The organism is Gemmobacter nectariphilus DSM 15620 (genome assembly GCF_000429765.1).
GTDB lineage: Bacteria > Pseudomonadota > Alphaproteobacteria > Rhodobacterales > Rhodobacteraceae > Wagnerdoeblera > Wagnerdoeblera nectariphila.
In genome coordinates this window covers 12,999-35,402 of record NZ_AUCM01000005.1, presented here as the reverse complement: position 1 = coordinate 35,402, position 22,404 = coordinate 12,999, and the positions used below count along the sequence as shown (strand labels likewise).

Annotated in this window: 21 protein-coding genes; 14 read left to right on the top strand and 7 right to left on the bottom strand. The window is 66.9% G+C overall.

From position 1 onward, the window contains the following. The first annotated feature begins 82 nt into the window (after nucleotides 1-82). The 11 genes from G481_RS0105175 (at nucleotide 83) to folD (ending at nucleotide 13,069) form a co-directional block, all read left to right on the top strand. Nucleotides 83-1,477 carry a helix-turn-helix domain-containing protein gene (locus G481_RS0105175; RefSeq protein WP_028029073.1) on the top strand — a complete coding sequence of 465 codons (1,395 nt, stop codon included), beginning with the start codon at nucleotides 83-85 and terminating at the stop codon, nucleotides 1,475-1,477. A gap of 144 nt (nucleotides 1,478-1,621) precedes the next feature. Further along, nucleotides 1,622-2,323 carry a protein TolQ gene (gene tolQ, locus G481_RS0105170; protein WP_028029072.1) on the top strand — a complete coding sequence of 234 codons (702 nt, stop codon included), beginning with the start codon at nucleotides 1,622-1,624 and terminating at the stop codon, nucleotides 2,321-2,323. A gap of 3 nt (nucleotides 2,324-2,326) precedes the next feature. Continuing rightward, nucleotides 2,327-2,800 carry a protein TolR gene (tolR, locus tag G481_RS0105165; RefSeq protein ID WP_028029071.1) on the top strand — a complete coding sequence of 158 codons (474 nt, stop codon included), beginning with the start codon at nucleotides 2,327-2,329 and terminating at the stop codon, nucleotides 2,798-2,800. A gap of 3 nt (nucleotides 2,801-2,803) precedes the next feature. Next, nucleotides 2,804-4,063: a hypothetical protein gene (locus G481_RS0105160; protein WP_035025216.1), complete on the top strand. Its 1,260-nt coding sequence runs from the start codon at nucleotides 2,804-2,806 to the stop codon at nucleotides 4,061-4,063. A gap of 143 nt (nucleotides 4,064-4,206) precedes the next feature. Then, the gene (tolB, locus tag G481_RS0105155) at nucleotides 4,207-5,538 is read left to right on the top strand and encodes a Tol-Pal system beta propeller repeat protein TolB (RefSeq protein ID WP_154664538.1); all 1,332 of its coding nucleotides are present in this window, start codon (nucleotides 4,207-4,209) and stop codon (nucleotides 5,536-5,538) included. A gap of 110 nt (nucleotides 5,539-5,648) precedes the next feature. Then, nucleotides 5,649-6,182, top strand: a complete 534-nt coding sequence (gene pal, locus G481_RS0105150; RefSeq protein WP_028029068.1) for a peptidoglycan-associated lipoprotein Pal — start codon at nucleotides 5,649-5,651, stop codon at nucleotides 6,180-6,182. 1 nt (nucleotide 6,183) lies between these two features. After that, nucleotides 6,184-6,981: a tetratricopeptide repeat protein gene (locus tag G481_RS0105145; protein ID WP_028029067.1), complete on the top strand. Its 798-nt coding sequence runs from the start codon at nucleotides 6,184-6,186 to the stop codon at nucleotides 6,979-6,981. Further along, nucleotides 6,978-8,195, top strand: a complete 1,218-nt coding sequence (gene tilS, locus G481_RS22905; RefSeq protein WP_035025213.1) for a tRNA lysidine(34) synthetase TilS — start codon at nucleotides 6,978-6,980, stop codon at nucleotides 8,193-8,195. The genes G481_RS0105145 and tilS overlap by 4 nt, the downstream gene beginning before the upstream one ends. A 72-nt stretch (nucleotides 8,196-8,267) precedes the next feature. Further along, complete coding sequence (ftsH, locus tag G481_RS0105135; RefSeq protein ID WP_028029066.1) at nucleotides 8,268-10,181, top strand: ATP-dependent zinc metalloprotease FtsH; 1,914 nt, start codon at nucleotides 8,268-8,270, stop codon at nucleotides 10,179-10,181. A 220-nt stretch (nucleotides 10,182-10,401) separates the two neighbouring features. Continuing rightward, a complete protein-coding gene (locus G481_RS0105130) occupies nucleotides 10,402-12,078 on the top strand; it encodes a formate--tetrahydrofolate ligase (RefSeq protein ID WP_028029065.1) in 1,677 nt (558 codons plus the stop codon). A gap of 100 nt (nucleotides 12,079-12,178) precedes the next feature. Then, the gene (gene folD, locus G481_RS0105125) at nucleotides 12,179-13,069 is read left to right on the top strand and encodes a bifunctional methylenetetrahydrofolate dehydrogenase/methenyltetrahydrofolate cyclohydrolase FolD (protein WP_028029064.1); all 891 of its coding nucleotides are present in this window, start codon (nucleotides 12,179-12,181) and stop codon (nucleotides 13,067-13,069) included. Here the strand turns inward: folD and G481_RS0105120 are convergent, their stop codons facing one another. After that, nucleotides 13,070-13,486, bottom strand: a complete 417-nt coding sequence (locus G481_RS0105120) for a PaaI family thioesterase (RefSeq protein WP_028029063.1) — start codon at nucleotides 13,484-13,486, stop codon at nucleotides 13,070-13,072. Nucleotides 13,487-13,569: 83 nt separating this feature from the next. Here G481_RS0105120 and G481_RS0105115 point away from each other — a divergent pair, with 83 nt between their 5' ends. Beyond that, the gene (locus tag G481_RS0105115; protein ID WP_084450642.1) at nucleotides 13,570-14,346 is read left to right on the top strand and encodes a LytTR family DNA-binding domain-containing protein; all 777 of its coding nucleotides are present in this window, start codon (nucleotides 13,570-13,572) and stop codon (nucleotides 14,344-14,346) included. Here G481_RS0105115 and G481_RS0105110 read toward each other — a convergent pair. After that, entirely contained in the window at nucleotides 14,337-15,092 is a 756-nt protein-coding gene (locus tag G481_RS0105110) for an SDR family NAD(P)-dependent oxidoreductase (protein ID WP_028029061.1), read from the bottom strand. The genes G481_RS0105115 and G481_RS0105110 overlap by 10 nt on opposite strands. 230 nt (nucleotides 15,093-15,322) lie before the next feature. Between G481_RS0105110 and G481_RS0105105 the strand changes: the two genes are divergently transcribed. Both G481_RS0105105 and G481_RS0105100 read left to right on the top strand, forming a co-directional pair. Continuing rightward, nucleotides 15,323-16,897 (top strand): Re/Si-specific NAD(P)(+) transhydrogenase subunit alpha, encoded by a 1,575-nt coding sequence (locus tag G481_RS0105105; RefSeq protein ID WP_028029060.1) that lies wholly within the window; start codon nucleotides 15,323-15,325, stop codon nucleotides 16,895-16,897. A gap of 13 nt (nucleotides 16,898-16,910) precedes the next feature. Then, nucleotides 16,911-18,356 (top strand): NAD(P)(+) transhydrogenase (Re/Si-specific) subunit beta, encoded by a 1,446-nt coding sequence (locus G481_RS0105100; RefSeq protein WP_028029059.1) that lies wholly within the window; start codon nucleotides 16,911-16,913, stop codon nucleotides 18,354-18,356. Nucleotides 18,357-18,533: 177 nt separating this feature from the next. Here the strand turns inward: G481_RS0105100 and ureG are convergent, their stop codons facing one another. The 5 genes from ureG to ureC form a co-directional block, all read right to left on the bottom strand. Further along, nucleotides 18,534-19,151: an urease accessory protein UreG gene (gene ureG / locus G481_RS0105095; protein ID WP_028029058.1), complete on the bottom strand. Its 618-nt coding sequence runs from the start codon at nucleotides 19,149-19,151 to the stop codon at nucleotides 18,534-18,536. After that, nucleotides 19,148-19,780 (bottom strand): urease accessory protein UreF, encoded by a 633-nt coding sequence (locus G481_RS0105090; RefSeq protein WP_028029057.1) that lies wholly within the window; start codon nucleotides 19,778-19,780, stop codon nucleotides 19,148-19,150. Before G481_RS0105090 ends, ureG begins: the two co-directional genes overlap by 4 nt. Before the next feature lies 1 nt (nucleotide 19,781). Continuing rightward, nucleotides 19,782-20,240: an urease accessory protein UreE gene (locus G481_RS0105085; RefSeq protein ID WP_028029056.1), complete on the bottom strand. Its 459-nt coding sequence runs from the start codon at nucleotides 20,238-20,240 to the stop codon at nucleotides 19,782-19,784. Nucleotides 20,241-20,258: 18 nt separating this feature from the next. Next, nucleotides 20,259-20,486 carry a hypothetical protein gene (locus tag G481_RS22900; protein ID WP_035025210.1) on the bottom strand — a complete coding sequence of 76 codons (228 nt, stop codon included), beginning with the start codon at nucleotides 20,484-20,486 and terminating at the stop codon, nucleotides 20,259-20,261. Between the two features lie 143 nt (nucleotides 20,487-20,629). Then, nucleotides 20,630-22,372: an urease subunit alpha gene (ureC, locus tag G481_RS0105075; RefSeq protein WP_028029055.1), complete on the bottom strand. Its 1,743-nt coding sequence runs from the start codon at nucleotides 22,370-22,372 to the stop codon at nucleotides 20,630-20,632. Nucleotides 22,373-22,404: the final 32 nt, after the last annotated feature.

Genomic DNA, 22,404 nt, shown 5'->3' with positions numbered 1-22,404 from the left:
GATATTTGGATCAAGGCGAAACGAAAGGCTTGGGCTTGGTTTGCAAATATTCTAGGCTGAATTTGCAAAGCTGGGGGCGCCGATGGCCACGCAAAAGCTCTATGCCGGAACCAAGCTGCGCGAGGTGCGCGGGCGGATCGGTCTGTCGCAAAAGGCCTTTGCTGAAAAGCTGGGGATTTCGCTGCCCTATCTGAACCAGATGGAGCACAATCACCGCCCGCTGTCCGCCTCGGTCGTCTTGCGGCTGGCGCAGGAATTCGGGCTGGACGTCACCGAGCTGACAACGGGCGATTCCGAGCGGCTGGTGTCAGACATGCGCGAGGCGTTGGCCGATCCGGTCTTTGGCGCGGGGCTGCCGCCACAGGCGGATTTGCGGCTGGTCGCCTCGAACGCGCCGGGCCTTGCGCGGTCGTTTCTGAACCTGCACCGCGCCTATCGGCAGGTCAGCGAGCGGCTGGCCTCGCTGGATGAGGCGCTGGGGCGCGAGGATCGGTCCGCCGCGCCCAGCCCGTGGGAGGAGGTGCGCGACTTTTTTCACTATTGCGACAATTACATCGACGCGGTCGACCGCACGGCCGAGCGGTTTGCGCGCGGCGCGGCCGGGCGCGATCTGGTGCAGGCTGCGCTCGCCGCATTGGAGGCGCGCGGCATTGCCGTCGACTTTGCGGAAACGGCACTGGTGCGCGCCTATGACCCCGAGGGCAAGCGGCTGGTGATTTCCGCCCGCATCCCCGAGGCGACGCGGCGGTTTCAGCTGCTCCACCAGATCGCGCTGCTGACGCAGGACGAATTGCTGGAGGCGACGCTGGATCTGGCCCGCTTTCAGACGGCCGAGGCGCGGGGGATCGCCAAGATCGGGTTGGCCAACTATTTCGCAGGTGCGGCCCAGATGCCTTATGCCGCCTTCCTCGCCGCCGCGCAGGAAGAACGCCACGATCTGGAGCGTCTGGCCGACCGTTTCGGCGCCAGCATCGAGCAGGTGGCGCATCGGCTGTCGACCCTTCAGCGGCCGGGGCTCAAGGGGATCCCGTTCTTCTTTGTCCGGGTCGATCAGGCGGGCACCATCACCAAGCGTCATTCCGCGACGCGGCTGCAATTCGCGCGCTTTGGTGGGGCCTGTCCGCTGTGGAACGTGCATCGGGCCTTTGAAACGCCGGGCCGCTTCCTGCGCCAGCTGGCGCAGACGCCGGACGGGGTGCGCTATCTGAGCCTTGCGCGGGATGTGACCAAGCCGGGGGGCAGTTTCACCGCCCCCGTGCGCCGGTTCGCCATTGGTCTGGGCTGCGAGATCGCCCATGCCCCCAACCTTGTCTATGCCGATGATCTGGACCTGACCCGCCGGTTCGAGCCGATCGGGATCTCGTGCCGGATCTGCGAGCGGCCCGATTGCCACCAGCGATCTGTGCCCCCGCTGGAGCGCCGGCTGGCGGTCGATCCGGACCGGCGCGGTGTCCTGCCCTATGGCATTCCGGGCTGACCGCGGCCGCCATGCTGCGGCTGCATGGCGGCTTTCCGCAGGCTGAAACACGCCTGACGGAGATGTGTTGGCATTCCTCCTTTATTCCTTATAGAATCTGCGCCAATACGCCGCGCGACGGCCACAAAGATCGAGCAGTCCCTGATGGAAACCGAAGCCCTCGCCATGGCGCAGGAGATCGACTTCTCCTTGCTGGCACTTTTTGCCCGCGCCACCCTGACCGTGAAGCTGGTGATGATCCTGTTGATCGTCATGTCCTTCTGGTCCTGGGCGATCATCGTGCAAAAGCACCTCCTGTTCCGCAAGGCGCGGGCCGAGGCTGCGAATTTCGATGCCGCCTTCTGGTCCGGCGAGCCGCTGGACGAACTTTACGAGGCGCTGGGGTCCGATCCGCAGGGCGCATCGGAAAAGGTGTTCGCGGCCGGGATGACCGAATGGCGCCGCAGCCACCGGCAGGATGGGGCGCTGATCGCAGGGGCCCAGGCGCGGATCGACCGGGCGATGAACGTCGCCATCGCGCGCGAGACCGAGGCGCTGAACAAGTCGCTGCCGTTCCTGGCGACCACCGGCTCGACCGCGCCGTTCATCGGGCTGTTCGGGACGGTCTGGGGCATCAAATACGCCTTCGAGGAAATCGCCATCGCGCAAAGCACGAACCTGGCCGTTGTGGCGCCGGGGATCGCCGAGGCGCTGCTGGCGACCGGCCTTGGCCTTATGGCGGCAATCCCGGCTGTGGTGTTCTACAACAAGCTGTCGGCCGATAGCGACCGGATCGTGGGCAACTACGAATCCTTTGCCGACGAATTCGCGACCATCCTGTCGCGCCAGCTTGATTCGGCGGCCTGAGCCATGGGCGCGGGTGTCATTCAGAAAGGCGGCGGCGGGCGTCGCCGGGGGCGTGGGCGCGGTGGCGCGCAGCCGATGTCGGAAATCAACGTCACGCCGTTTGTCGATGTGATGCTGGTGCTGCTCATCATCTTCATGGTGGCCGCGCCGCTGATGACCGTGGGCGTTCCGCTGGAGCTGCCCAAGACCGCCGCGCAATCGTTGCCGACGGAACGCGAAGAGCCGTTGACCATCTCGCTGGATGGCACGGGCGGGCTGGCGATCCAGACGACGCCGGTGGCCGATGCCGACCTGATCCCGCGTCTGCGCGCCATCATGACCGAGCGCAAAAGCACCAAGCTGTTCATCCGCGCCGATGCCGGGGTGGAGTATGGCCGGGTTGCGCAGGTGATGGGCGCGTTGCAGGCGGCGGGCTATACCAGCATCGGCCTTGTGACCGATACCGACGGCCCGCGGTTCGGGGCCAGTGGCGGCTGAGCCATGAACAATCGCACGGGCATGATGGTTTCGGGGGCCGGACACGGGGCCCTGATCCTGTGGATCGCGGTCGGCGGGGTATTCTTTCCGCGCGACCGTGCCCAGGAAATGACTGTCACCCAGGTCTCGCTGGTCACGTCCGAGGAATTCGCGGCGATCGAGGCGGCGGCGCCCGCCCCGTCCGAGGAGGCTGCCGAGGCCGAGCCGGAGCCGAAACCGCAACCTGCCCCCGATCCGGCGCCAGCCCCCGATCCGGCGCCAGAGCCGACCCCCGAGCCGCAGGTGACGCCAGAGCCCGAGGCCCGGCCCGAGCCGCAGGCCCAGCCCGAACCTCCCGCGCCTCAGCCGGTGCCGCAACCCAAGCCGGTTCCCGTGCCGCAGCCGCCAGTGACCAAGCCCTCGGTCCAGCCGGTCCCTGATCCGGTCCCGCCGGCCCAGCAGGAAAGCGCGCGCCCGCGCCAGCGCCCTGTTGACCGGGTCGCCGCCGAGGCGACGCCCGCCCCGCCGCCCGAGGCCGAAGAGGCCCCGGTGCGCGAGGAGGCGGTCGAGGATGCCCCTTCCGAGACCCCGGCCCCGGTCGAGCCGCCCCGCAAGGCGGCCGCGCCCAAAGAGGCGACGACCCGCACGGTGACCGAGGCGACGGAAACCGCCAAGGTGGATTCGGCCCCCGCGCCGATGGCGCCGCAATCCTCGGCCCGGCCGAAGTCGCGGCCGAAACCCTCCGAGACCGAAGCCCCTGAAACGGCCAGCGCCAAGCATGCCGAAACTGCAAAACCCGCCGAGCCCGCCAAACCGGCCCAGCCGGCGAAACCGGCCGCTGACAAGCCGGCGGCCAGGTCCGAGCCGAAAGAGGATGCGGTCGCCGCCGCTGCGGCTGCTGCGGCCGCGGCTGCGGCAAAGGCCGCGTCCGGGGCCGGAACGGGCGGGGCAGGGCGCGCGGCCTCGGGCCCGCCGCTGTCCTCGGGCGAGGTGGACGGGCTGCACCGGGCGATCAGCGCGTGCTGGAACGTGGGGTCTGCCTCGACCGACACGTTGCGGTCCGTCGTCACGGTCAAGGCGATGATGAAGCCGGACGGGGCGGTCGAGTCGGTGGAACTGGTGTCCGCCGAGGGGCCGAGCGACGCTGCAAAACGCGGCGCCTATGACATCGCGCGCCGCACGATCATGCGCTGCGCCAAGAACGGCGCGCTGCCGGCCGAGAAATACGACCAATGGCGCGAGATCACGATGGAATTCGATTATAATGCCATGCGGCTGCGATAGCGGCCGTGGGCGAATGACGGAACGGATGCCGGCTGCCCGCGTTGGCAACTGGCGCAGACGTGACTGGAACGCGGCCTGACCCCGGCCCAGACTGGGCAGGCCCAAGGACGAGGGCGGGGAAACCCGGAGCGTAGATGACCAAGATGCACATTCCCCAACCGCTACGGCTTTGGGCGGCGCTGCTGGCGGTGCTGTTGGCCTTGCCGGTGCTGGCCCCGGCACCTGCACAGGCGCAGCTGAAGCTGCGCTTTACCGACGGGGTGATCGAGCCGATGCCCTTTGCCCTGCCGCAATTCGTGGGCGATGGTGGCAAGGTGGCGGCCGACATCACCGCGCTGGTGGCGCAGGATCTGGTGAATACCGGCCTGTTCCGCGAAATCCCGGCCTCGGCGCATATCTCGCGGCTGGACAGCTTCGATGCCCCCGTGCGGTTCGAGGACTGGCGCGCCGTCAATGCCCAGGCGCTGATCACCGGGGCGGTCAGCGCCCAGGGCGGGCGGCTGGTGGTCAAGTTCCGCCTGTTCGACGTGTTCGCGGGCCAGCAACTGGGCGAGGGGCTGCAATTCGTCGGCACCACGCAAAGCTGGCGGCGCATGGCGCACAAGGTGGCCGATGCCGTCTATGCCCGGATCACCGGCGAGTCGGGCTATTTCGACACCCGCATCGTCTTTGTCTCGGAAACCGGGCCCAAGAACCAGCGCGCCAAGCGTCTGGCGGTGGCCGATTACGATGGCGCGAACCTGCAATATCTGACCGACAGCCGCTCGCTGGTGCTGGCGCCGCGTTTCTCGCCGGCGGGGGACCGGATCCTTTATACCTCGTATGAAAGCGGCTTTCCGCAGATCGTGCTGATGGATGTGGCCAGCGGCGCGCGGCGCGGCCTTGGCCAGCTGCCGGGCGAGATGACCTTTGCCCCGCGCTTTGCCCCGGACGGGCGGACCGTGGTGTTCTCGGCCTCGCAGGGGGGCAATACCGACCTTTACCGCCTTGATACCGCAACAGGCCAGACCAGCCGCCTGACCTCGGCCCCCTCGATCGAGACGGCGCCCTCGTTCAGCCCGGACGGCAGCCAGATCACCTTTGAATCGGACCGCACTGGCGCGTCGCAAATCTACATCATGTCGGCCGCAGGCGGAGAGCCGCAGCGCATCAGCCAGGGCCGGGGCCGCTATGGCACCCCGGTGTGGTCGCCGCGCGGCGACCTGATCGCCTTTACCAAGCAGCTCGACGGGCGTTTCCATATCGGCGTGATGCGCACCGACGGATCGGAGGAACGTCTGCTGACCGCCAGCTTCCTGGACGAAGGCCCGACCTGGGCGCCGAATGGCCGGGTCATCATGTTCACCCGCGAAAGCGCCGGGCCTGCGGGCACGCCGGGCATGTTCACGGTCGATATCACCGGGCGCAACCCGCCGCGGATGGTTCAGGTGCAGGGCGGCGCGTCCGACCCGGCCTGGTCGCCGCTGTTGCCCTGATCTGTCACGGGGCCGTGAGACAGGGGTGATTCCCATCGCGGCCCAAGGATGCTAGAACGAAACGATGCCGCGCCGGGCAGTCGCGGCCTGAAAAGGAACGGAACAGGACAATGCGCCATATCACCAAGGCCGCCCTGCTGATCGCCGCGCTCGGCCTCGCGGCGTGCAACAACCCCGATCGTTATGGCCAGGGCGGCTATGGCGATGGCACCGGCGGCAGCGGGTTCGGCGCGGGTGGCGTGGGCACCACGGGCCTTGGCGATCCGAACGATCCCAAGTCGCTGGCCTATTTCCAGCAGCGCGTGGGCGATCGCGTGCTGTTCGCGGTCGATCAGCATACCCTGTCGGCCGAGGGGCGCACGATCCTGGCCGGTCAGGCGCAATGGCTGAACGCCAATCCGCAGTATGCCGTGATCGTCGAAGGCCATGCTGACGAGCAGGGCACCCGCGAATACAACCTTGCCCTTGGCGCCCGCCGTGCCAGCGCCGCGCAGGATTACCTGATCTCGCAAGGCGTCTCTGCGGGCCGGGTGCGCACGATCAGCTATGGCAAGGAACGCCCGATCGAGGTGTGCTCGTCCGAGGAATGCTATGCCAAGAACCGCCGCGCGGTGACCGTGCTGTCGGTCGGGGCTGGCAGCTGACATGCGCCGCCTGCTCGTCGCGTTGGCGCTGGTCGTCTGGCCTTTGGCCGGGTCCGCGCAGGACCGGGCCGAGACGCTGGCCGACATCCGGGCCGAACTGACCCAGCTGGGGGGAGAGCTGTCCTCGCTGCGGTCTGAACTGATGACGACCGGGGCGGTTGCGCGCCCCGGCGGGTCCACCATGCTGGAGCGGATGGAGGCGCTGGAGCTGGAGCTGATGCGCCTGACCGGCCGCACCGAAGAGCTGGAGCTGCGCGTCAACCGCATCGTGGCCGATGGGACCAACCGCCTGGGCGATCTGGAATTTCGCGTGACCGAACTGGAAGGCGGCGATCCGTCGGCGCTGTCCAGTCCTGCGCCGCTGGGCGGCGACAAACCTGCGGCTGCCAGCCCGGCCGCGCCCAAGCCGCAGACGGCCGTGGGCGAACAGGCTGATTTCGACCGGGCCCGGGCGGTGCTCGGTCAAGGTGACTTTCGCACCGCCGAAGGTCTCCTTGCGGCCCATGCCGCGGCCTGGCCGAACGGCCCCCTGACCGGCGAGGTGCTGTTCCTGCGCGGCGAGGCGCTGGAAGGGCTGGGCGAGACGGCGGCCGCCGCGCGCAGCTATCTGGACAGCTTTTCCAGCTATCCCGACAGCCCGCGCGCGCCCGAGGCGCTGTTTCGCCTTGGCCGTGCGCTGGGGCGGCTGGGGCAGGTCCACGAGGCCTGTCTGACCCTGGGCGAGGTTGGTGTGCGCTATTCCGCCAACCCGGCCGAGGCGCTGGCCCAGGCGGAACGCGCGGCGCTGGCCTGCCCGTGAGCGCGGCCGAAGCCGCCGTTGCTCGCGCCTTTGATGCCTTGCCGGACCGTCGCCCGGTGGCGATTGCGGTGTCCGGCGGGGGCGATTCCATGGCGCTGCTGGATCTGGCGATTGGCGCGGCGCGGGGTATCCCCGTGCAGGCCGTGACGCTGGACCATGGCCTTCGCCCCGAGGCAGCGGCCGAGGCCGCCACCGTCGCCGCCTTTTGCGCCGGTCGGGGCATTCCCCATACCATCCTGCGCTGGACCGGCTGGGACGGCTCGGGCAACCTTCAGGCCGCGGCGCGGGCGGCGCGCTATCGGCTGATTGGCGGCTGGGCCTTGGGGCAAGGCATTGGCCAGGTCTGGCTGGGCCATACCCGCGACGATGTTGCGGAAACCTTCCTGATCCGCCTTGGCCGTGCCTCGGGGCTGGAGGGGCTTGCCCGCATGGCGCCCGTCTTTCAGCGCGAGGACATGGCATGGGCCCGCCCGCTGCTGGATATCGCGCGCGCCGATCTGCGCGCCCATCTGCGCGCGCGCGCCGTGAACTGGGTCGAGGATCCGTCTAATCTGGACGATGGCTATGCCCGCGTCCGGGTGCGCAAGGCGCTGGATGTGCTGGCAGGCATCGGCCTGACGCCCGAGGCCATCGCCCATAGCGCCGCCGCGCTGGACGGGGCGCGCGGGCTGGTCGCGGATCATATGGCCGGCGAATGGGCCGCCCGTGTGACGCTGGACCGCGGCGATCTGCTGATCCGCAGCGACGGCGCGGGGGCCGAGGTGCTGCGCCGCCTGCTGGTGGCGGGGCTGCGGCTGATCGGCGGGCAGGACTGGCCCGCCCGACATGCCGCGCTGGCCGATCTGACCGAACGGCTTGCCGCGCGGGGACGGCACACGCTTTCCGGCTGCCTGATCGCCCGAAAAGGTGATATGCTGCGCATAGCCCGCGAATGGCAGGCGGTGCGCGGGCTCGAGGTGCCTTCGGATGCCGAATGGGATGGCCGCTGGTCGCTGGACGGGCCACATGCCCCCGGCCTGACGATCCGCGCGCTGGGGCAGGGGATCGGCCTTTGCCCGGACTGGCGGAGCACGGGCCTGCCGCGTGCCTCGCTGATGGCAGGGCCGGCGGTCTGGTCAGGCAGGTCCCTGATCGCGGCCCCACTGGCCGGTTTCGGCGCCGGATGGACCGCGCGCCTGCGGCCAAGTTTCGCTATGGTGCCGTTCGCACATTGAACCCGGCGCCGTTATCCTTATCTTATCGCCAACAGGACAGGCTCGCCCTGCCCGGCGTATGGGAGATTTCATTTGGGCAACGCACGCAACATTGCCTTCTGGGTCGTGCTTCTGGTGCTGATCGTCACGCTTTTCTCGCTGTTTGGTGGGGGGCAGCAGACGACATCGTCGCGCACGCTGTCCTATTCCGACTTCATCCAGCGGGTGGAGGATGGCGCAGTCGCGGCAGTCACGCTGGATGGCGAGAAGGTGGAGGTGCAGGCCAAGGATGGCAGCCGCTACACCACCATCAAGCCGGGAGGCGAGAATCTGACCGACCGGCTGATCGCCAAGAAGGTCGAGGTCCGGGCGGTGCCGCAGGAAGAATCGGGTCTGATGTCGATTCTGTCGCTGTGGATGCCCTTCCTGATCCTGATCGGCATCTGGATCTTCTTCATGAACCGGATGCAGGGCGGCGGTCGTGGCGGTGCGATGGGCTTTGGCAAGTCGCGCGCCAAGCTGCTGACCGAAAAGCATGGCCGGGTGACGTTTGACGACGTGGCCGGCATCGACGAGGCCAAGGAAGAGCTGGAAGAGATCGTCGAGTTCCTGCGCAACCCGCAGAAATTCAGCCGTCTGGGCGGCAAGATTCCGAAAGGCGCGCTGCTGGTCGGCCCTCCGGGCACGGGTAAGACCCTGCTGGCCCGCGCCATCGCGGGCGAGGCGGGCGTGCCCTTCTTCACCATCTCGGGGTCTGATTTCGTGGAAATGTTCGTCGGCGTCGGTGCAAGCCGTGTGCGCGACATGTTCGAACAGGCCAAGAAGAACGCCCCCTGCATCGTCTTCATCGACGAAATCGACGCGGTGGGCCGTGCCCGCGGTGTCGGCATCGGCGGCGGCAATGACGAACGCGAGCAGACGCTGAACCAGCTGCTGGTCGAAATGGACGGCTTCGAGGCGAACGAGGGTGTCATCATCATCGCCGCCACCAACCGCAAGGACGTGCTGGACCCTGCGCTGCTGCGCCCTGGCCGGTTCGACCGTCAGATCCATGTGCCGAACCCCGACATCAAGGGGCGCGAGAAGATCCTTGCCGTGCACGCCCGCAAGGTTCCGCTGGGGCCGGATGTCGATCTGCGCACCATCGCGCGCGGCACCCCCGGATTCTCGGGCGCCGATCTGATGAACATCGTCAACGAGGCGGCCCTGCTGGCCGCCCGCGTCGGCCGCCGCTTTGTCACGATGGAAGATTTCGAAAATGCCAAGGACAAGGTGATCATGGGCGTTGCCCGCCGGTCCATGGTGCTGACCCCGGCGCAAAAGGAAATGACCGCCTATCACGAGGCGGGCCATGCCATCGTCGGGATCAACCTGCCGAAATGCGATCCGGTCTACAAGGCCACGATCATCCCGCGCGGCGGCGCGCTGGGGATGGTGGTGTCCTTGCCGGAAATGGACCGGCTCGAGTTCCACAAGGACGAGGCGCGCGAAAAGATCGCCATGACCATGGCGGGCAAGGCGGCCGAGATCATCAAGTTCGGCGACGAGCGTGTGTCGAACGGCCCCACCGGCGATATCCAGCAGGCCAGCGCGCTGGCCCGTGCCATGGTGATGCGCTGGGGCATGTCGGACGTGGTCGGCAACATCGACTATGCCGAGGCGCATGAGGGCTATCAGGGCAACACGGGCGGCTTCTCGGTTTCGGCCGAGACCAAGAAGCTGATCGAGGCCGAGGTGAAGCGCCTGATCGACGAAGGCTACGAGACCGCCCGCCGCATTCTGCTGGACAAGAACGAAGAGTTTGAACGTCTGGCCCAGGGGCTGTTGGAATATGAAACCCTGACGGGCGATCAGATCACCAAGGTGATCGCTGGCGAACCGCTGGACAGCGACGACGATTCGGGCAGCTCGTCCAATCAGGGCGGGGGGCTGTCGAACCTGATCTCGATTCCCAAGACCAAGCCGCGCGGCAGCAGCGGCGGGATGGAGCCCGAACCCAGCGCCTGAAACGGTGCACCATGATGCAAAGACCCCGAAGATGCGAATCTTCGGGGTTTTTTCTTGCCGCGCGACTCGGGTTGCAGCGTCAAAGCGGGAATGAAACGCCTTCGGTGTCCCGGTGTCCCGGTGTCCCGGTGTCCCGGTGTCCCGGGGGATTGCGTTTTCCGGCTGAACCCCGCGGCTGTCCGGGCTATGGAAGGGGCACGAACCGCCACAAGGAGCCCGCATGAGCGTCCGCACCGACCTTGAGATCGCCCGCGCCGCCCGCAAACTGCCGATACAGGAGATTGGCGCACGCCTGGGGATCCCCTCGTCCGCCTTGTTGCCCTATGGCCACGACAAGGCGAAGGTGGATCAGGACTTTATCCGCAGCCTGTCAGACCGGCCCGATGGCAAGCTGATTCTGGTGACGGCGATCAACCCGACCCCGGCAGGCGAGGGGAAAACCACGACCACGGTGGGCCTTGGCGACGGGCTGGCGCGCATCGGCAAACGCGCGGCGGTCTGCATCCGCGAGGCAAGCCTTGGCCCGAACTTTGGCATGAAGGGCGGGGCAGCAGGCGGCGGCATGGCGCAGGTCGTGCCGATGGAGGACATGAACCTTCACTTCACCGGCGATTTCCACGCGATCACGGCGGCGCATAACCTGCTGGCCGCGATGATCGACAACCACATCTACTGGGGCAATGCGCTGGATATCGACGAGCGCCGCATCGCCTGGCGCCGGGTGATGGACATGAACGACCGCGCGCTGCGCGATTGTGTCGTGGGGCTGGGCGGGGTGTCGAACGGCTATCCGCGCCAGACCGGCTTTGACATCACCGTCGCGTCAGAGGTGATGGCGATCCTGTGCCTGGCCGAGGATCTGGCCGATCTGCAGGACCGTCTGGGGCGCATTGTTGTCGCCTATACCCGCGACAAGCGGCCCATCCACGCGCGCGATCTGAAGGCCGAGGGCGCGATGACGGTGCTGCTGAAGGATGCGATGCAGCCGAACCTGGTGCAGACGCTGGAGAATACGCCGGCCTTTGTTCATGGCGGGCCGTTCGCCAATATCGCCCACGGCTGCAATTCGGTGATCGCGACGCGCACGGCGCTGAAACTGGCGGATTATGTGGTCACCGAAGCGGGCTTTGGCGCCGATCTGGGGGCCGAGAAGTTCTTTGACATCAAGTGCCGCAAGGCGGGCCTGTCGCCTGCGGCGGCGGTGGTGGTGGCCACAGTGCGGGCGCTGAAGATGAACGGCGGGGTCGAACGCGCCGATCTTGGCACCGAGGATGTGGCCGCCGTGACGCGGGGCTGTGCGAACCTTGGCCGCCATATCGCCAATGTGCGCGGCTTTGGCGTGCCGGTGGTCGTGGCGATCAACCATTTCAGCAGCGATACCGAGGCCGAGATCGCCGCCGTTCGTGCCTATGTCGCCGCGCATGGTGCCGAGGCGGTGCTGTGCCGCCATTGGGAATTGGGGGGCGCAGGGGCCGAGGACCTGGCGCGCTGGGTTGTTGCGCTGGCCGAAGGCGGCACCGCGCGGTTCGCGCCGCTCTATCCCGATGACATGGGCCTGTTCGCCAAGATCGAGACGGTGGCGCGCCGCATCTATCATGCGGGGGCGGTGGTGGCCGACAAGGCGGTTCTGGCGCAACTGGCGACCTGGGAGGCGGCGGGCTATGGCAACCTGCCGGTCTGCATGGCCAAGACGCAATATTCCTTCTCGACCGACCCGACGTTGCGCGGCGCCCCCGAGGGCCATACCGTTCCGGTTCGCGAGGTGCGGCTGTCGGCAGGCGCGGGCTTCATCGTGGCGATCTGCGGCGAGATCATGACCATGCCCGGCTTGCCGCGCCATCCGGCTGCGGAAACCATTGGTCTTGATGCCGCAGGGCAGGTCGAAGGGCTGTTCTGAGCGCGGATTTGGCTGTATCGGCAGCCGCAGGGGCATCGAGCCCCTGCGGCTGCCGGGCCTCCGGCGGGGATATTTGGGTCAAGGCGAAGAGGGGCAGGTCATGGGCGCGACGGTGATCGACGGCAAGGCATTCGCGGCGCGGGTGCGCGCGCAAGTGGCAGGGCATGTCGCCGGGCTGGCGGCGCAGGGGATCGTGCCGGGGCTGGCCGTGGTGCTGGTGGGCGAGGATCCGGCCAGTCAGGTCTATGTGCGCAGCAAGGGCAAGATGACCGCCGAAGTCGGCATGGCCGGGTTTGAACGCCGTCTGCCGGCCGAGACATCCGAGGCCGAGCTGCTGGCGGTGATCGCCGCGCTGAACGCCGATCCGGCCGTGCATGGCATTCTGGTGCAACTGCCGCTGCCGGCGCATCTGAACGCCGATCTGGCGATCAATGCGATTGACCCGGCCAAGGATGTCGATGGCTTTCATATCTCGAATGTCGGGCTTCTGGGCACGGGGCAGAAGGCGATGGTGCCCTGCACCCCGCTGGGCAGCCTGATGCTGCTGCGCGATCATCTGGGCGATCTGTCGGGCCTGGAGGCGGTGGTCGTCGGCCGGTCCAACATTGTCGGCAAACCGATGGCGCAGCTGCTGCTGGCGCAGAACTGCACCGTGACGATTGCCCATTCGCGCACGAAAGACCTGGCAGCCGTTTGCCGGCGCGCCGATGTTCTGGTGGCGGCGGTCGGGCGGCCTGGCATGATCAAGGGCGACTGGATCAAGCCGGGCGCGACGGTGATCGACGTCGGGATCAACCGGATCGACGCGGGCGATGGCAAGACCCGGCTGGTCGGCGATGTGGATTATGCGGCAGCGGCCGAGGTTGCGGGGGCCATCACCCCGGTTCCGGGCGGCGTCGGCCCGATGACCATCGCCTGCCTGCTGGCCAATACGCTGACCGCCTGTTGCCGCATCCATGGCCTGCCCGAGCCCGAGGGGCTGACCGTCTGATCACGGATCGACCGGCACCATGGTGCCCAGCAGCGTGGCGATCAGCACCCGCTGATCCCCGGTGATCGCGTGAACGTCCGAGCGCACGATCACCAGCCTGCGACCGGCCTTGATCACCTCTCCGGTGGCTTCCAGCATGTCCCCCATTGCGGGGCGCAAGAGGTGGATCTTGATTTCCGATGTCATCACCTCGACCCCTAGCGGCAAGACCGAGAGTGCGGCGTAGCCTGCCGAGGTGTCCCCCAGTGTGAAGGTCACGCCAGCATGTCCCGCACCATGTTGCTGGCGCGTCATTTCCAGGATCGGCGCTGTCATGACGCAAAGCCCGCGCTCGACGTGCGTCAGGCGGGCTTGCAGGGTGTGCATGAAGCTTTGGCGGGCAAAGCTGTCGTGGATATGGGCGAAGGGATCGGTCATCAGTCTATCCTGGGCTGAGCGCATTGTCGGGGGCGGGTTTCGATGATAATTCCTGTCATCAGGGGCTTTGTGAACGAGTGCGAATGACAGGTTTGTTGAACCGGATCCGCAAGGATCTCCGGTCCAGGGCGGTTCTGGTCGCATGGGCGTCGTTGACCACCATGATGGCGCTTGCCGGGCCGTTTGGCAGCTATGAACAGGTTCCGCTGCACCAGCGGCTGGCGGTCTGGGTTGTGATCACTGCCCTTGCGATCGTTCTGACCACGGCAATCCGGGTCGTCGTCTATTCCTGCTGGAAGGTTCAGGATTATTGGCGCGGTGGCACGCTGACGGCGCTGATCGCGGCGCTGGTGCTGACGCTGCCGCTGTATCGGCTCGCGCAGGTTTCGGGGGATGCCTATCTGACCATGCCGCCGGGGCTGATCGAGATTGGCGGTTTCATCTTTTGCCTGACCATGGGGGTCAACGCGCTGCGCCACGGGCTCGAAACAGGCGGGGTGGCCGGTTTTGTGGACAGCGATGACGAACCGGCCCCCATCCTGCCCCGTCTGACCCTGCGCCTGCCCGAAGAGTGCCGTGGGCCGGTCCTGCGCATCTCGGGGCGCGATCATTATGTCGACGTGACCACGACATGCGGCGAGGCCAGCCTTCTGATGCGCTTTTCCGACGCCTTGGCAGAGCTTGAAGGGGTGGATGGCATGCAGGTTCATCGGTCCCATTGGGTGGCGGCCGATGCGGTGATCGGCGGGGGGCGTGAAGGCGGGCGGATCTTTCTGCGGCTGACCGATGGTGGCCAGGTGCCGGTCAGCCGCACTTATATGGCCGAGGTCGAGGCGCGGGGCTGGCTGGCTCAGGCCTGACCGCCGGCGATCTCGATGGTCTGGCCGTTGACGCTGGACGATCCGGGGCCGCACAGCCACAGCACCGCTTCGGCCACCTCCGAAGGTGCCACCAGGCGGCCATGGCGATTGGCCGACAGCATCAGTTGCAACGCCTTGTCCGCAGAGATCCCGGCACGGGCGGCAATGGACGTGGTGTTCGACGTGACGATATCGGTTTCCGTATAGGCCGGGCAGACCGCATTGCAGGTGATCGCGGTGCCCAGGTAATCCTCGGACAAGGCGCGGATCAGCCCGATCATGCCATGTTTCGAGGCGCTATAGGCGGGGGCGCCTTTCAGCCCGCGCACCCCGGCGATCGAGGAAATGGCGATGACGCGGCCCCAGCCGGTTTCCTTCATGCCGGGCAGGCATTCGCGGATCGTCAGGAAGGCGCCATCCAGGTTGATCGCCATCATCCGCCGCCAGAAGGCCATGTCGGTCTTGGTCAGCGCGCGTCCTTCGGCGATACCGGCATTGGCGATGCAGATCGACACCGGACCGCGCGCGGCGATGGCCGAGGCGATGCCGGTCGCCACGCTGCCCTCGTCGGCGACGTCCATCACCAGCGGGAACAGGCCTGGCGTTGCCGCTGCCGCCCTGTCCAGCACATCGGCGCGTCGGCCGGCAATCGTGACCTTCGCGCCCTGCGCGGCCAGCGCCTGGGCGATGGCGAGGCCAATTCCGGTTCCCCCTCCGGTAACGAGGGCGTGGCGTCCTTGTAACATTGTGTCCTCCCTGACTGGTGCGAGTTTGCCGCACCCGGTCACGCAATCAACCGGGACGTTGCGGCAAACGGCCGTTTCATCCATGTGCAATGTGCAACGGGGATGATGTTGCGCTGCCATGCAGCACGGGCTTGTGAAATAATGTTGCGCAATGTTATGTGGGCGCGCAAGGAATCCGGCGGTGTGCCGCCACGTAAAGTCGTCGAGACAGGACAAGGGGGACGGATCAGGTGAAGATCGGCGCTCTGAAAGAGATATTCGAGGGCGAGAACCGGGTGGCCATGACCCCGGACTCGGCCCTTCAGCTTGCCAAATTGGGTCATACCTGCTGCATCGAAAGCGGGGCAGGGGCCAAGGCGGGGTTCTCGGACGCGGCCTATGCGGCAGCGGGCGTCGAGGTGCTGCCCACGGCCGCCGCGGTGGCCGAGGCCGCTGATGTGCTGGTCAAGGTGCGCGGGCCGGAACTGTCCGAAGTCGCCCTGCTGCGTTCGGGCCAGACGCTGATTTCGTTCTTCTGGCCGGCCCAGAACCCGGAACTGCTTGAGGCAGTTCGGGAAAAGGGGGCAACCGTCGTCGCCATGGACATGGTGCCGCGGATCAGCCGGGCGCAGAAGATGGACGCGCTGTCCTCGATGGCCAACATTGCCGGCTATCGCGCGGTGATCGAGGCGGGCAACAACTTCGGCCGCTTCTTTACCGGCCAGGTGACGGCAGCGGGCAAGGTGCCCCCGGCCAAGGTGCTGGTTGTCGGCGCAGGTGTGGCGGGTCTTGCCGCGATCGGCACCTCGACCAGCCTCGGCGCGATCACGCTGGCCTTTGACGTTCGTCCCGAAGTGGCCGAGCAGATCGAATCGATGGGCGCAGAATTCGTCTATCTGGATTTTGCCGAACAGGCCCAGGACGGCGCGGCGACCGGCGGTTATGCTGCCCCGTCGAGCCCCGAGTTCCGCGACGCGCAGCTGAAGAAGTTCCGCGAGCTGGCGCCGGACATGGACATCGTCATCACCACCGCCCTGATCCCCGGCCGGCCTGCGCCCAAGCTGTGGACCGAGGACATGGTCAAGATGATGAAGCCGGGTTCGGTCATCGTCGACCTGGCGGCCGAGCGCGGTGGCAACTGCGATCTGACTGTGCCGGATGAAAAGATCGTCACCGACAATGGCGTGACCATCGTTGGCTATACCGACTTCCCCAGCCGGATGGCGGCGCAGGCTTCGACCCTGTATTCGACCAACATCCGCCACATGATGACGGATCTGACGCCCAAGAAGGATGGCGTGATCTTCCACAACATGGAAGACGACGTGATCCGCGGCGCCACGGTCGCCAAGGACGGCGCGATCACCTATCCGCCGCCGCCGCCCAAGATCGCCGCCATCGCCGCGCAAAAGCCCAAGGAAAAGGCCAAGGAGCTGACGCCCGAGGAGAAGCGCGCGCAGGAGGTTGCCGCGTTCAAGGCGCAGACCCGCAACCAGTTCACCCTGCTGGGCGTCAGCGGCGCCTTGCTGCTCTTGGTGGGGCTGGTCGCTCCGGCCAGCTTCATGCAGCACTTCATCGTCTTCGTGCTGTCGTGCTTTGTCGGCTTCCAGGTGATCTGGAACGTCTCGCACAGCCTGCACACGCCGCTGATGGCGGTGACCAACGCGATTTCGTCGATCATCATCCTGGGCGCGCTGATGCAGATCGGGTCGGGGTCGTGGCTGGTGATCGTGCTGGCGGCGCTGTCGGTGTTCATGGCCGGCATCAACATCTTCGGTGGCTTCATGGTCACCCGGCGCATGCTCGCCATGTTCCAGAAGTCGTAAGGAGCGAGGGGCAATGGAATACGGTTTTACCACTGCTGCCTATGTGGTCGCGGCTGTCCTGTTCATCCTGTCGCTGGGCGGCCTCTCGGGGCAGGAAAGCGCCAAGCGCGCGGTCTGGTATGGCATTGTCGGCATGGCGCTGGCGGTTGTTGCAACGCTGATCGGTCCCGGTGCGGGGCTGTGGTGGCTGTCGGCCATCCTGATCGTTGCGGGCGGCATCATCGGCTGGATCGTCGCCAAGCGCGTCCAGATGACGGAAATGCCGCAGCTTGTGGCCGCGATGCACTCGCTGGTCGGTCTGGCGGCGGTGTTCATCGGCTTCAACACCGAGATCGAAATGGCCCGCATCAGCGAGATGCTGGCCACCGCTGATGCCAATGCGCTGAACGCGCTGGCCGGATTTGCCAAGAAGGTGTTCGAGAAATCGCCGGCCGAGCTGGCCATCCTGCGGGTCGAGACCTTCCTGGGCGTGTTCATCGGCGCGGTGACCTTCACCGGATCGGTGATCGCCTATGGCAAGCTGGCGGGCAAGGTCGACGGCAAGGCGAAAAAGCTGCCGGGCGGGCATGTCCTGAACGCGGCCGCGGCGCTTGGCTCGCTGGTGCTGCTGGTGATGTATCTGAACGGGGCAGGCACCTGGGCGCTGATCGCCATGACGCTGCTGGCCTTCTTCATCGGCTATCACCTGATCATGGGCATCGGCGGCGCCGACATGCCGGTCGTGGTGTCGATGCTGAACAGCTATTCGGGCTGGGCGGCGGCGGCGATCGGCTTCTCGCTGTCGAACGATCTGCTGATCGTCGTCGGTGCGCTGGTCGGGTCCTCGGGTGCGATCCTGTCCTACATCATGTGCAAGGCGATGAACCGCTCGTTCATCTCGGTCATCCTGGGCGGCTTTGGCGGCACCACGGGTCCGGCGATGGAAGTGACGGGCGAGCAGATCGCCATCGACGCCGAGGGTGTGGCCGCTGCGCTGAACGATGCGGATTCGGTCATCATCGTGCCGGGCTATGGCATGGCCGTGGCGCAGGCACAGCAATCGGTCAGCGAGCTGACCCGCAAGCTGCGCGCCAAGGGCAAGAACGTGCGTTTCGCCATTCACCCTGTGGCGGGCCGTCTTCCGGGGCATATGAACGTGCTGCTGGCCGAGGCCAAGGTGCCCTATGACATCGTGCTGGAGATGGACGAGATCAACGAGGACTTCCCCGATACGGATGTGGTCATCGTGATCGGCTCGAACGACATCGTGAACCCGGCGGCGCAAGAGGATCCGAACTCGCCCATCGCCGGGATGCCGGTGCTGGAGGTCTGGAAAGCCAAGCAGGTCTTCGTGTCCAAGCGCGGCCAGGGCACCGGCTATTCGGGGATCGAGAACCCGCTGTTCTACAAGGAGAACACCCGGATGTTCTATGGCGATGCCAAGAAGTCGGTCGACCAGCTGCTGCCGATGCTGGACTGATCAGGGTTTCAGAATGTGGAAAGGCCCCGCGATGCGCGGGGCCTTTTGCATTTCGGGGCGGCTCCCGCACCCCTTGCGCGCCCTGCCGGGCGCGCAAGGGCTTTGGGCCCGGCGGCGCGCGTTCCGCGCGCCGCGCCTGCCGCGGGCGGGTATTTGGAAAAAGGCAAGGAGGAGCGGTCAGGCCAGGGTCAGGCCGCCTTCGGTTTCGAGAAAGGCGATGATGTCGGGGATGCCCTTGCCGGACTTGACCTGCGCCAGGACATAGGGGCGGGTGCCGCGGGCGGTGCGGGTGTCGTGTTCGAGACGGGCAAGATCGACGCCGACATAGGGGGCGAGGTCGGTCTTGTTGACGACCAGCAGGTCGGATTTTGTCAGGCCCGGTCCGCGTTTGCGGGGGATGTCCTGACCGGCGGCGGTGTCGATGACATAGATCGTCAGATCCGCGAGTTCTGGCGAGAAGGTGGCGGCCAGATTGTCGCCGCCCGATTCGATCAGGATCAGGTCGAGATCGGGAAAGGCGCGGGTGAGGTCGGCCACGGCGGCCAGATTGATGCTGGCATCCTCGCGGATGGCGGTATGGGGGCAGCCGCCGGTTTCCACCCCGCGGATGCGGTCTTGCGGCAGCACCTGGGCGCGCATGAGGTAATCGGCATCCTCGCGGGTGTAGATGTCATTGGTGATGACGGCCATCGAGCAGCGGGGGGCAAGGGCGCGGGCGAGGTGTTCGGTCAGCGAGGTCTTGCCGGCGCCGACGGGGCCGCCGATGCCGACGCGGAGGGGGCCGTGGGTGCTCATGTGCGGAACAGCCTTGGTTGCAGGGTTTCATGGGCCATCGCGGTCAGGTCGGCGGCAAAGGCAGAGCTGGCGAGGTCGTCGGGTGTGGCGGTGGTTGCCCGGTTGGCCAATTGGGCGATCAGCGGGTGCAGGGCCGTCAGCACCGCCTGGCCTTGGGACTGGCCCAGCGGCACGGCGCGCACGGCGATGGTGACGAGGTTCGAGGCGAAGGCATGCAGGTAGAGTGCGACCACCTCGGCCACCGGCAGGGCAAAGGGGGTGGCGGCTTCGGCCACCGCCAGCGGCAGGGGGCGCGGCGGCAGCGGGCGGCCTGTCACATGGGCGACGGTTCGGGCAAAGGCGGTGCCCTGGTCCATGGTTTCGCCGAGGCGCTCGGCGCTGCTGGCAAGGGCGCGGGCAAGATCGGAGAGATCGTCGAGTTTGCCGCCCCTGAGCCCGCAGGCCAGCAGAACCGCATCCTGCCATCCGGAGCCATGGCGCAGGATCTCGGCCAGCCAGTCCTGGACCGCTGCGGCATCGGGCAGGCGGCCGTCGGCAATGGCGGTTTCCAGCCCGTGGGAATAGGCGAAGGCCCCGGTCGGGAAGGCCGGGGAGAGCCATTGCACAAGGGTCAGAAGGCCGGGGTGCATGTCAGTGCTGGTGGCCGTGATCGTGGCCCATGGTGCGGCCATGGCCATAGGCGCCGCCTTCGGGGGTGAAGGGTTCAGACACCATGCGCAGGCTGGCGCCTTGTAGCGTCAGCATCCCCTCGATCACATGGTCGCGGCGGATCAGCAGGCGGTCGGGTTCGATCTGGCACGGCGTATGACGGTTGCCGATATGCCAGGCAAGGCGCGGCAAGTTGCCGGTGATCTCGACCAGATCCTCCTCGGCGGGTTTGACCTGAACGGTGGTGCCGTCCGACAGCTCGAACCCCCAGTAGTCGTCAAGGTTGGTCAGCGATTCCAGATCGACGAGGAAGCTTTTGCCAAAGGTGGTGACAAGGCGGCGGCGGCGGATCAGGCGGCCATCGTAATCGAGCACCACGGTATCGTGGGTCTTGGGCGGGGCCGTGGTCAGCAACTGGCGGATGGTGGGCAGTGTGGACATGGGGGCAACTCGGTGGGGTCAACTCAGAAGGTCGCGGTAGACATGGGCGGGGAGACCCTCGCGCGAAAGGCCCATGGCGCGCAGGGCGGCATCGGGCAGGGCGTCGAGGCGGACGAACAGATCCTCGCGTGCGCGGCGGTCGAGGGCGGGGTTCCAACCCATGCCGCTGCTGGCCAGGAACAGATCCAGCCGCGCCGATTGCGCGGGGCTGAGGCGGGAATTGGCAGGCGACAGGCGGTTCGTCATGGGGGCCCCCGGTCGGATGGCCCCTCCCCTTGGGTCAGGATGCCACAGACGGGGTGCCTGGTCCAGCCGTGGGCGGGGGGCCTTGCCCCCCGGCCGTGCGTTCCGCACGGCTCCCCCCAGGGTATTTGTGGCAAGATGAAGCATCAGAACATGAAATAGCGCTGTGCGAGGGGAAGTTCGGTGGCCGGCTCGCAGGTCAGCAGGACGCCATCGGCGCGCACCTCGTAGGTTTCGGGATCGACCTCGATGGCCGGGGTCGCGCTGTTGAGCCGCATGTCCGATTTGCCGATGCCGCGGGTGTGCCGGACGGCGATCAGCTCCTTGTCCAGGCCAAGCTGGTGGCCGATGCCCTCGTCCAGCGCGGCCTGGCTGACAAAGGTGGCGGCGGCGCGGGGCAGCGCCTTGCCAAAGGCGCCAAACATCGGTCGTGTGTAGACCGGCTGCGGCGTGGGGATCGAGGCGTTGGGATCGCCCATCTGGGCCACGACGATCTGGCCACCCATCAGCACCATTTCGGGTTTGGCGCCGAAAAAGGCCGGTGACCACAGCACCAGATCGGCACGCTTGCCGGGTTCGATGCTGCCGATATGGGCTGAAATGCCATGCGCGATGGCGGGGTTGATGGTGTATTTCGCGATATAGCGCTTGACCCGGGCATTGTCGTTCGGCCCGGTTTCCTCGGGCAGGGCACCGCGCTGTTTCTTCATCTTGTGGGCGGTCTGCCAGGTGCGGGTAATCACCTCGCCCACGCGGCCCATGGCCTGGCTGTCCGACGAGATCACCGAGAAGGCGCCCATGTCGTGCAGGAGGTCTTCGGCGGCGATGGTTTCGCGCCGGATGCGAGATTCGGCAAAGGCGACATCCTCGGGCACCTTGCGCGACAGGTGATGGCAGACCATCAGCATGTCGAGGTGTTCCTCGATCGTGTTGACCGTATAGGGCATCGTCGGGTTGGTGGACGAGGGGATGACGTTCTGGCTGGCCACCACCTTGATGATATCGGGGGCATGGCCGCCGCCCGCGCCTTCGGTGTGAAAGGCGTGGATGGTGCGGCCCTTGATCGCGGCAAGGGTGTTCTCCACGAAGCCGGATTCGTTCAGCGTGTCGGTGTGGATCATCACCTGCACATCCATCGCCTCGGCCACGGTCAGGCAGCAGTCGATGGCGGCGGGGGTGGTGCCCCAATCCTCGTGCAGTTTCAGGCAGCAGGCGCCGGCGCGGATCTGTTCTTCCAGCGCGGCGGGCAGGGACGCATTGCCCTTGCCGGCGAAGGCGAGGTTCATCGGAAACGCCTCGGCCGCCTGCAACATGCGGGCGAGGTGCCAGGGGCCGGGGGTGCAGGTGGTGGCCAGCGTGCCATGCGCGGGGCCGGTGCCGCCGCCCAGCATGGTGGTGATGCCCGAATGCAGCGCATCGTCGATCTGCTGCGGCGCGATGAAATGGATATGGGCGTCCATGCCGCCTGCGGTCAGGATCCGGCCTTCGCCCGCGATGATCTCGGTTCCGGGGCCGATGATGACGTTGACGCCGGGCTGGGTGTCGGGGTTGCCCGCCTTGCCGATCACCGCGATGCGCCCGTCGCGCAGGCCCACATCGGCCTTGTAGATGCCGGTATGATCGACGATCAGCGCATTGGTGATGACCGTATCCATCGCCCCCTGGGCGCGGGTCAGCTGCGATTGGCCCATGCCATCGCGGATCACCTTGCCGCCGCCGAACTTCACCTCTTCGCCATAGCGCGAGGCATTCCCACCATCGGCAGAGCGTTCCGCGATCAGGTCGCGTTCGACCTGGATGATCAGGTCGGTATCACCCAGCCGCAGGCGGTCGCCCGTGGTGGGGCCATACATGTCGGCATAGGCGGCGCGGGAAATGGCGTGCGGCATCGGGTTCCCTTGGGGGTTGAGGCGCGGCCCCG